The sequence below is a fragment of the Ruegeria arenilitoris genome, assembly GCF_013035425.1.
Taxonomy (GTDB): Bacteria; Pseudomonadota; Alphaproteobacteria; order Rhodobacterales; family Rhodobacteraceae; genus Ruegeria; species Ruegeria arenilitoris_A.
The window spans coordinates 1-9,064 of sequence record NZ_WQHX01000020.1; the positions used below are offsets into that span (position 1 = coordinate 1).

Genomic DNA, 9,064 nt, shown 5'->3' on the forward strand with positions numbered 1-9,064 from the left:
GACGCATGCGAAGTTTGCAGAAATTCGCCGCTGTTCACTCCTCCGTCTACAACCATTTCAATCAGGAACGATCTCTCACGAGTAGAAGCGGACACAATTTGATTGGACTGAATTAGATAGCGTGTTCAATGCGCAAGAATTTGACCAACCAAGTGAATTCCGTATTGTTGAATATGGGACAAAATAAAGACCCGGAGAAAGCGCCATGGCGCCTTCCTAGATCAGTAAAACAGGGTATATTATGAAAAACTTTCTTTTGGCTTTGCCAGCGGCCGTACTTCTCACAGCCTGTGATGAAGGTAGCACAACCAGTGCTACGTCGGCGGCACCAACCGCGGCTGAGCAAGCTTGCTTGCGTGATGTCACCGCGACAACCAACAATCCGGATGTGGCACTGCTCGGTTCGGAGTTTTCTGAAGCCGGGACGTTTGTGCGCGTCGGCGTCGGACCGGACCGCGCGCCATGGCAGTGCATCGCTTACAGTGACGGTACCACAGACGGTATAATGTCGCTTACTAACGAAGGAACGCTCTAGTTTTGCGTAGTAGCTTGCTGGAACGTTGCGATGACTGATGCTGTGCAAAGCCGCGATTTGGGTTTTCATGTTGCTGTGGGCAGGCGCGACTTTCATCTTTATGACAGGAACCTTCGGCTGGTTTGAACAGCCAAGAGATCCCTTGTCTGGGCTATTTCTTTTACCCTTGGGCCTACCGTGGGTTCTTGCAATTGAATTTGCGCCGGAGACCGCCAGGCCACTGTTAGCAGTACTGGCGCCGTCAGTGAATTTGGTGATTTTGGTGGGATTATGCAGGAAAAAGAATAAAGCAAATTAGCCTCTATAATGGTGACAAAGCTCAGAGCATTAGGAGACAAACACATGGGCAAACTGATTTTGGGACTGGTTATAGGGCTGCTTGTGGGCGGTATTGGTGGCGGGATGCTGGGCATCGGCAGTGGCGCTGGAATGGGCATCGCTACCGGGCTTTCAGCCGGTGTTTGCGGGATTGCAAATGCAGCGCAACAGGAGGGGCTTCTGACAGAAGAACAGGTCGATCAAGTCTTTAACCGTGCTGTCACTAACCTGAGAGAACTGACTCCGGACGCGGAAGAAAACGGGGATGCGATCGTCGGAGCGGCCAGCGAATGTGATGCAGTATTGCAGCAACTGCGCGACGCGGCGGTGTCTAATTAATACCAGGAGAGTTTAGTTGTGCGATCAAAGGTTCTGGCTTTATCTCTTTGTATCTCGCCGACATTCGCCTCGGCCGCTGACGTCGGACAGGACGCGATTGACGGTTGCATCGACCAATTGCGTGCTGTGGGTGGGCCGGACGGACAAAGCGGCACTGTTCTGTCTACAGAGTTTTCCGAAGCAAATTCACTCGTCATGCTGCAAGACAAAGGCGAGACAGTCTGGAGATGTCTTGTGTCCAACGACGGTCAAGTCGCTGAACTCAGCGTCGCGCAGGCCGCCGATGACGGCCAAGGCGCAATGGCGGGGTCCGGCGGTATACCCGTAGTTTCAGGAACCCAACGGGTCCAATTCGCGGCAGGTACCAGCGGCGCAGCGATGTCGGGCACATTGAACCCGAATATTTCAGTGAGCTACGTGCTCGGCGCGGCAGATGGTCAGTTCATGCGCGTGGACGTGGGTTCCCACGGTGGCGCGTTAGACTACAAAATTTTCAACCCGGATGGCTCGCTCCTTCTAGACCTGATCTCTTCTGACACCCCTTATCGAGGCCAACTTTGGCAGTCTGGCGATCATGTGGTCGAGATCCTAAACGCCGGTGCGAAACCGGTCACCTTTGATATTGGTATCGGCATCGAGTAGCCACTGAGTTCAACAAGCAGGAAATCCAATGAAGTCACTTGATCCCTTTGTGGCTGGAGTTGCCGCACTTGGCCTTGCCGCATGCGATACTCCAAGCACTTCTATCAAACCGGGCCAACCTGCTATTGGTAGTTCAAGCGATTTGACTGCTTTCGAAGGAGCACGTGCGGGCCAAGCGGAGATGGGCATACAGAACCTCGGGTATGAGTTGATCCGTTCCGAGGGTCTCACGTCATTCTGGTCTAACCGTGATAGTGGCGCTTGCGCGCGGATAACAACGGCGGATGGTCGCTATTCTGATGTGACTATGCTGCCTTCGGAGGACTGCTGATGGATTGGGTGCACGCGATTGTCATGGGCCTATTGTGTGGTGGCGCATATTGGGCTGTAAGAAGTATGGGTTGGTTTGAAAACCGCTCAAAAGTTCAACAAGCGTTGATTTTCTTTCCGATCATTTTCATCGTCGTTTTGATCTTGAACCTGATTTGGCCATCAGCCTGATCGCTGCGCCGTTTGAACCTCGCTGACAATCAACGTTCGAGGGCAGAAAAACTCGCACGGGTTTTTGCCCTCTTCTGACAGACTGCAAAGTCCGCGTAGCGGTCATTGCCCTATTTTTCGTCAACGTCTGTTTTTGATGAAAGCGGTCGTTCACTGCCGAATTTAAAGAATTTTGCCGTGAATGTCGGCTACGCGTGTTTAACCAGTCACCTGAGAAAAATGCTCGAACGACCGCACCGAGCCCTTTGCAGACTTCTTGCCGCAACCCAGTTGCTGCAACCGCATCAGGCCGCTCCCAGCCCAAAGCGGACCTTCATCACGAAGCTATGCAATCTCTGAGATGCGGGACGAAGCTGACTTTTCAGGTTCGGCTTTGCGTTCCTTTCCTAGCAATAAATTTCGTAGGCTCTATCATGCTGGCTTTGCCCCACTGTCGAAGGAAACAACATGTTGCGTTCAATGCTAATCCCCGCAGTTCTCATTGCACCTCATTGCCTGACTGCTGCAGAGAAAGTGTCGGCAACGAACTTCTATGTTGTCAACCAAGAGCAAATTTCCGCGGGCGAGGACGTGTTCTGGAAAGAGGACAACTATGGGACTTATACCGTTGACGAGGGACCAATCGATCCTGGTTTTGTCCGGTGCGTGGGCTCGGGTTTCGGCGGACCCAGCGGTGTCAGCGGCGGTGGCGTCTGTGTCTATGGTGAAGAAGAGGACACGTTCACCATGAGATGGAAGGTTGTTGCCTTCGGCGTCAACAACTGGCGGATAGTTTCCTCTACCGGCAAATATTCGGGGATGACTGGAAGTGGAACGACCAAAACACGTGTGGCGTCAAAATTCCTGGCGCTACCGCATCGTATTTCTGACTGGGAAGGCGAGGTTGCCTTGCCCGCTAGGGATTGAAACTCGAACTGAAAAGGTCGGGGATGATGCTGGTTCGAAAGGTTGGCAAAGCCCGCATTGGGTTCGTTGTCGCCTTTCGCTACTTTTCACATTAATGACCGGTGGCAGCCCAAAACGGACATTCGCAATTAGACTTTGCAATTCCCGAGAAGCGTAACAGATCAACCATTTGCTCGCGCCGCGAGTGCTTGCGCAGCATCAGTTCACAGGAGCGGCACGAATGTCGATGCGTTGCTGCTGATGACGTCAAGCCAGTCATTCATAGCCACGAGGAAACCTTGATCACGTACCGCTCTTTCGCCACACTCAGGCTCGACAAGAGAGACGCGGTCTTAAGCTGCCATTCGCTGCTGGTCCGCCCCCAAATCCCTACAACAACAGATTAATGCCAAGTAACTTCTTTCGGCGGTTCACTAGGCTACTTGGTCACGTGCTTGTTTCACAACCACCTGCCTTAGCAGTACTAGCGTTGCGACGAGGGAAACTTCCTTGACTCTATTCTGGCTAAGGACCACAAACGTGCATTGGTAAAAATTACTCGTCGCCGCGATGCTGCCGGCTTCGATGATCCGATGGCCTTCAGACTAACTGTAGCATGTGCCCCAGCATAGGAACGGGTTTCGCTGGGGTCTTCGCGATGAGCTCGTTCCTCGCAAGCATTCGCAACTGTCACCTGACATACTCCAGTCATCGCGTGACCCATCAATGGAGGCGCCGTATGAACAGAACATGGCTTATAAATCGCGTGCTCGATGCCGGATAGATCAGGTCTCAGGCTCCGTTTCAATCGGTCACTCATCGTGTTTACGCACTGCATTCTTTGTTTGATCCCGACACTCTTGGTGTTGCTCTCAGGAACCCAGCTTCCTGCCCAGGTCGCAGGAAATGCCGGCGGATTGGTTTGTGACGAAGGTTTCGAAAACAAGAACGGATCCTGCCAAAGAACAGACTTACCAGAAAACGCATATTTGACGGGTAGCTCCTATGGCAGCGGTTGGGAATGCAATCACGGTTTTCAGAATGTCGGAGAAATCTGTGAGGAAATAATAGTTCCAAAAAATGCCTATCTTGCCTCAACCGGAGATCAGTGGAAGTGCAATCGGCTGTTCCAGCGTGTCGGAGAAGAATGCGAAGAACTAATTGCACCTGAAAATGGATATGTCGAAACCCGGTTTGGCGCGCAAGAAATACACTGCAACTGGGGATTTCGTAAGGAGAACCAGGATTGTGTTGCAATAGAAGTCCCAAAAAACGGTCGTCTGAGCGACAAAAGAAGCTCGGATGGATGGGTATGTTTCAGAGGTTACAGGGCGGCGGAGAGCGGCTGTGAGCCTGTGGCGGTTCCACAGCATGCATATCTTGCACCTGAAACTTATTCCGGGTGGAAATGCGAGCGTGGCTTTCGCGCAAACCGCGACAGGTGCGTTGCCGTCCTTGTCCCTTCAAACGCTCATTTGAATCGAAGAGGTGATGGTTGGGAATGCAATCAGCCGTTCACGAGACAGAACGATAAGTGCACCGAAAATGTGCCGTAACAACCGGTCGATGGAAACCAATACCGCCTGACAAACCCGGAAGGACCAAGCCGTGAACCATAACTCGATTGACAAAAAATTGGGCAAAATGCTCAAAGCCGAAAAGGCTCATCGCAGGTCCAACAGGGTTAAGATGTTTATCGTGATAGCGGTGTTTGTTGCGGCGATAGTTGTAGTGGTGTTTCTCTGATGCGTAAAAATGCCCCTCAAGTAACCCTCCCTGACTCAAAGATGTCAGCTCGTGGCTTGGAACAAAGAGTATTTCAGGACCGCAGTGTTCGTAAGTCGCGCAACGCTGACGTATCAGGAGTGATTGAGGAAGAATTTGGAAAGTACTTGATTAAGGCTGGCATTCTGAGCGGCAACAGTGTTGCACGGGCATTTCCCAAGCCGCCGGCTAAAACGCAGGCAATGATTGCCGATGCAGTTGGAGAAACACCAGCATTGGCCATTGAAGCCTTAAAAGAAATTCTCGAAGAACGAGACAGAAAACGTAGCGGTCAACGCCGTTTGGAGGGAAACTCCGGCTCCCTCGTTCCCAGCGAAAGAGAATATGCCGAGGCATTGCGCCAAATCAGGCTGACCCCTGCGCAGGTTACAATGCTCAAAGCATTTACAATCGCCGGCAAGGAAGGTCTGACCATTGGTCATTTGTCTCAGGCGGCCGGGTACAAATCGCGAGAGGCGTCCATCAAGTTCTTCAAGAAAATCGGACTATTGATCGCCGAATATCTGGAACTCGAACTTTCCGAAGCCGGATCAGTACAGAATGATGGCGCCGCTCAGGTTCTGGCGTTTTCTCACGTCGAAAGTGACAATGAACCCGCAACTTGGATCATGCATCAGGAATTGCGCGATGCTGTTCGTTCGGTTCTATGACGCAAGTTCCAGCGCCTGCTTTTGAAGCGAACTACGAACCCGAACAAATGCACGAAAGGTTGCTTGCGTAGCTTATGTTGGAAAAAAGAATATATCCGCTCGAATTGATCTATGTACCTGTAAAACGTGCAAAAACACTTGATCGGCAAAAAGTTCTGACGCTGGCCGAAGATATCCTGAAAAACGGCCAGAAGACCCCGATTCAGATACGCACGGACAACAAGAGGTTCGTGCTGATTGAAGGTCTTCACCGATTAGAGGCCATTCGCGCCTTGGGTGGTGATACGGTCGAAGCCTATCTGGTACGCGCCAGACTACACTAAATACCTATTGGAATTGGCGCTCGACAAAGCCTCGGAAAATGTCAGCAGGCGGTGACTTTTTTCATCCCAAAGATGCAATCGTGCACAATGCAGGCTCTCATATAGAGAAATACGCTGGCAGTTTTCCAACTCAGAATGGTCACGCAAAACCTCGTTTAACCGATAGAACGGTATGCGGCTGGCGAGGTGGTGAACATGGTGCACACCAATGTTGCCAGAGAACCACCGCAGGATGCCTGGCAGGGCATAGTGAGAACTGCCATAGAACGCGGCGCTCTGAAGATTCCAGCTCTCTTCCCGATCCCAAGTCGTGTGTTCGAACTGGTGTTGAATGTAGAAAAGCCAAATACCAATGGATGATGCGACAATCACGGTTGGCAGGAAAACACACGCCAACACCTCAAAGCCTCCGGCCCATAAAATCAGAGCCAATAACCCTGCAATTGCGGCGTTTGTTCCCATCGCACTTGCCCAGTACAGCCAGCCCGACCGCATGAAACCAACAGGTAAGCGGTATTGAATAAAGAACGTATAGATCGGCGCAACACCGAACAGGACGACTGGGTTCCGGGTCAGACGATACGCGGCACGCCCGAACCAATTCCGTTTCAGGTATTCCTCAATGGTCAATGTGGGGATGTCACCCATACCACGCCGATCAAGGTTTCCGGTTGAGGCATGGTGAATCGCATGGCTTTGCCGCCAAACGTCATAGGGTGTCACGGTAAGAACACCTAGAACCCGGCCGGTCCAATTGCATGCGTTGCGGTTTCTGAAGAAAGATCCATGACCACAATCATGCATAATGATGAAGATACGGACCAGAAATGCGGCATTCAGGACGGCCAGCAATATTGCGATCCAGACGCTAAATGATAACGCAAACCACGCTAGAGCCCATAGAGCGAATAAGGGGACAACGGTGATCGCAATTTCACAAATACTGCGCTTCGCATTAGGCACACGGTATTGCGCGAGCGCCCGCGTCCAGTCTTTTGGTTGCAACTTATTTGTTCTCCAACGGCTTTTAGTCGCCTATTGTGCAAACGGGCACCCAGAAAGGGTGCCCGTAAAAGGTCAGGCGAGTGCCAGATTGGCGGCGCTTTCGCGACCGTCACGGCCAGCTTCGACGTCAAAAGTAATCTTCTGACCGTCTTTCAATTCGCTAAGGCCGGAACGTTCGACTGCTGAGATATGTACGAATACGTCGCGCTTGCCATCTTCAGGTTCGATGAAGCCAAAACCTTTGGTTGAGTTGAACCATTTTACTGTACCATTTGCCATGGTGGAGGTCTCCTAATACTTGCCGCCCGCATCATTGCGGCGACTCGGCGTAGTCGGTCTGAATCGAAAGACTGAACGCCGAATTGGGGAGACAGCAGGTCGAAAAAGAAAAACGTAAGCCCTGTGTATATGGACTTCGAGTACGCACGATACAAGCCTTGATGCAGGGGAGGGTAACAGAGAAATCGAGCCTGTCTGGCTTGGAACCTAGCAAGTTGAGATGACGCCGAATCTCTGCGATCCAAATTCGAAGGCGTCTTGGGTAGGCGGCACAGAAGATCAATGACCGCTTTTGAGAATCTATCCTACTACATCCGAGACAGCGATAAGCGTCAGTTTTGATGCCGTAGCGAGACTTTGCAAAGTTTGCTTTCTGCTCTTTTGCTGACATTCGGATCTGACCAGATTGCAGGTGCGGCGAATGACGGCTTTGTCCGCAGAGCAGTCGTTCGTACCAACTGCGGTGAACGTCTGCATCGAGCCCAAAGCGGTCGTTTTATTATTGGATCACTAAAGGGTGATCGACAGGAAAAACTGAGCTGGGAATTACGGGCGGCTTCAAAATGAAACGCCAATACTGATCGCAAATGTCGGAAGAAGACGTGGGTTTCCGCCAAGAGTCAGGTCGAAATCGAATAGCAACAGTCTCTCAATGCTTAAGCTATGATTAGTCAATTGACAGGGATCAAAGTAATGGTTGAAAAGAAACGTTAACTTTGCCGCACCGCTTCGGAAAGATAACTCGTATGAAGTATTGGCTGCTTTTGGCTCCGCTTTTTTTGATGGGAACCACTATAGAAAAGACAATCACCGGAAAAACGCTGTACTCGCAAAACTGCGTGTCCTGTCATGGTGTTGATGGGAAGGGCGAAGGGCCTGTAGCTGCGCGTTTGAGCACACCGCCGCCAGACTTGACGAGAATTGCAGCGCGGCGCGACGGGGTGTGGCCCGCTCTTGAGATCATGGAGATACTGAGTGGGTATTCCCGCAACATTCTCCCGCGAGAGGATATGCCGATTATCGTCGACCTTTTGGACAATGAAATGAGTGAATTCGATACAGGCAATGGTGAGCCAATCCTGATGCCCACTAAGCTGATCGCGATCGCAAGTTACCTTGAGTCACTGCAGGACCCCACTCCAAAGTCTTTTCTTCCCTGAAGAAATATGGAGCTGAGCGGAAGGCAAATTATTTATGACAAAAGGATAGGGGGGATTGGAGAATGAGTTTGAAGCTTGCCTGTCTCGCCTGCGGTCAGGGAAACAGGGTTCCGGAAGGCCGTCTGCGCGCTTCTCCCAAATGTGGAAAATGTGGTGTCCTGCTCGTGCCCCAGGCTCCCATCGATGTCTCTCTCGACGTTTTACAGAAGGCGGAACGGATCGACGACGGTCTTGTCAGAAGAACTTGGGTTGAGGCGGGCAGGGGGTTTGCATAGCGTTTGGGAATGACCAAACCTGCCTCTTTCAAATACTTCAAAACCAGTCCCGAGATCATCCGCCTGGCGGTGATGTTGTACATCAGGTTTCCGCTTTCGCTTCGTAATGTCGAAGATCTGCTGCACGAGCGAGGCATCGACGTGAGCCATGAAACCGTCCGCTACTGGTGGAACAGGTTCGGCCCAATGTTTGCCTCCGAGATCAGACGAAAGCGGGTCCAGAAACTGCGTGCATTCTCAAAATGGAAGTGGCACGTGGACGAAGTATTTGTGAAGGTGAACGGCAAACGTCACTACCTCTGGCGCGCCGTAGATCACGAAGGAGAGGTGCTGGAAGCCGTCGTTACGAAGCGCCGAAACAAAGCTG

14 protein-coding genes are annotated in these 9,064 nt (G+C 51.6%); 12 read left to right on the forward strand and 2 right to left on the reverse strand.

Annotated features, from left to right (window positions below; translation table 11 throughout):
* Nucleotides 1–241 precede the first annotated feature (241 nt).
* The 9 genes from GOV45_RS23005 (at nucleotide 242) to GOV45_RS23045 (ending at nucleotide 5,978) form a co-directional block, all read left to right on the forward strand.
* Complete coding sequence (locus GOV45_RS23005; RefSeq protein ID WP_170482827.1) at nucleotides 242–535, forward strand: hypothetical protein; 294 nt, start codon at nucleotides 242–244, stop codon at nucleotides 533–535.
* Nucleotides 536–877: 342 nt separating this feature from the next.
* Nucleotides 878–1,192, forward strand: coding sequence for a hypothetical protein (locus tag GOV45_RS23010; RefSeq protein WP_093964951.1), 315 nt, complete (start codon nucleotides 878–880; stop codon nucleotides 1,190–1,192).
* An 18-nt stretch (nucleotides 1,193–1,210) separates the two neighbouring features.
* Entirely contained in the window at nucleotides 1,211–1,834 is a 624-nt protein-coding gene (locus GOV45_RS23015; protein ID WP_170482829.1) for a hypothetical protein, read from the forward strand.
* A gap of 28 nt (nucleotides 1,835–1,862) precedes the next feature.
* A complete protein-coding gene (locus GOV45_RS23020; protein WP_254442665.1) occupies nucleotides 1,863–2,165 on the forward strand; it encodes a hypothetical protein in 303 nt (100 codons plus the stop codon).
* Nucleotides 2,165–2,335, forward strand: a complete 171-nt coding sequence (locus GOV45_RS23025; RefSeq protein ID WP_170482832.1) for a hypothetical protein — start codon at nucleotides 2,165–2,167, stop codon at nucleotides 2,333–2,335. Before GOV45_RS23020 ends, GOV45_RS23025 begins: the two co-directional genes overlap by 1 nt.
* A gap of 447 nt (nucleotides 2,336–2,782) precedes the next feature.
* On the forward strand, nucleotides 2,783–3,241 hold the full coding sequence (locus GOV45_RS23030) for a hypothetical protein (protein ID WP_170482836.1): 459 nt from the start codon (nucleotides 2,783–2,785) through the stop codon (nucleotides 3,239–3,241).
* Between the two features lie 752 nt (nucleotides 3,242–3,993).
* On the forward strand, nucleotides 3,994–4,776 hold the full coding sequence (locus GOV45_RS23035) for a hypothetical protein (protein WP_170482838.1): 783 nt from the start codon (nucleotides 3,994–3,996) through the stop codon (nucleotides 4,774–4,776).
* 189 nt (nucleotides 4,777–4,965) lie between these two features.
* Nucleotides 4,966–5,655, forward strand: a complete 690-nt coding sequence (locus tag GOV45_RS23040; RefSeq protein ID WP_170482841.1) for a hypothetical protein — start codon at nucleotides 4,966–4,968, stop codon at nucleotides 5,653–5,655.
* A gap of 74 nt (nucleotides 5,656–5,729) precedes the next feature.
* Complete coding sequence (locus GOV45_RS23045) at nucleotides 5,730–5,978, forward strand: ParB N-terminal domain-containing protein (protein ID WP_170482844.1); 249 nt, start codon at nucleotides 5,730–5,732, stop codon at nucleotides 5,976–5,978.
* Here GOV45_RS23045 and GOV45_RS23050 read toward each other — a convergent pair.
* Entirely contained in the window at nucleotides 5,970–6,941 is a 972-nt protein-coding gene (locus tag GOV45_RS23050) for a fatty acid desaturase (RefSeq protein ID WP_367648123.1), read from the reverse strand. The two genes, GOV45_RS23045 and GOV45_RS23050, sit on opposite strands and share 9 nt — an antisense overlap.
* A gap of 114 nt (nucleotides 6,942–7,055) precedes the next feature.
* Nucleotides 7,056–7,262: a cold-shock protein gene (locus tag GOV45_RS23055; protein WP_170389902.1), complete on the reverse strand. Its 207-nt coding sequence runs from the start codon at nucleotides 7,260–7,262 to the stop codon at nucleotides 7,056–7,058.
* A 746-nt stretch (nucleotides 7,263–8,008) separates the two neighbouring features.
* Here GOV45_RS23055 and GOV45_RS23060 point away from each other — a divergent pair.
* From GOV45_RS23060 to GOV45_RS23065, 3 genes are all read left to right on the forward strand, one after another.
* Nucleotides 8,009–8,422 (forward strand): c-type cytochrome, encoded by a 414-nt coding sequence (locus GOV45_RS23060; RefSeq protein WP_170482849.1) that lies wholly within the window; start codon nucleotides 8,009–8,011, stop codon nucleotides 8,420–8,422.
* Nucleotides 8,423–8,484: 62 nt separating this feature from the next.
* Nucleotides 8,485–8,697, forward strand: a complete 213-nt coding sequence (locus GOV45_RS23695; protein ID WP_367648725.1) for a hypothetical protein — start codon at nucleotides 8,485–8,487, stop codon at nucleotides 8,695–8,697.
* Between the two features lie 9 nt (nucleotides 8,698–8,706).
* On the forward strand, nucleotides 8,707–9,064 hold a 358-nt coding region (locus tag GOV45_RS23065; RefSeq protein ID WP_170482852.1), incomplete at its 3' end, for an IS6 family transposase.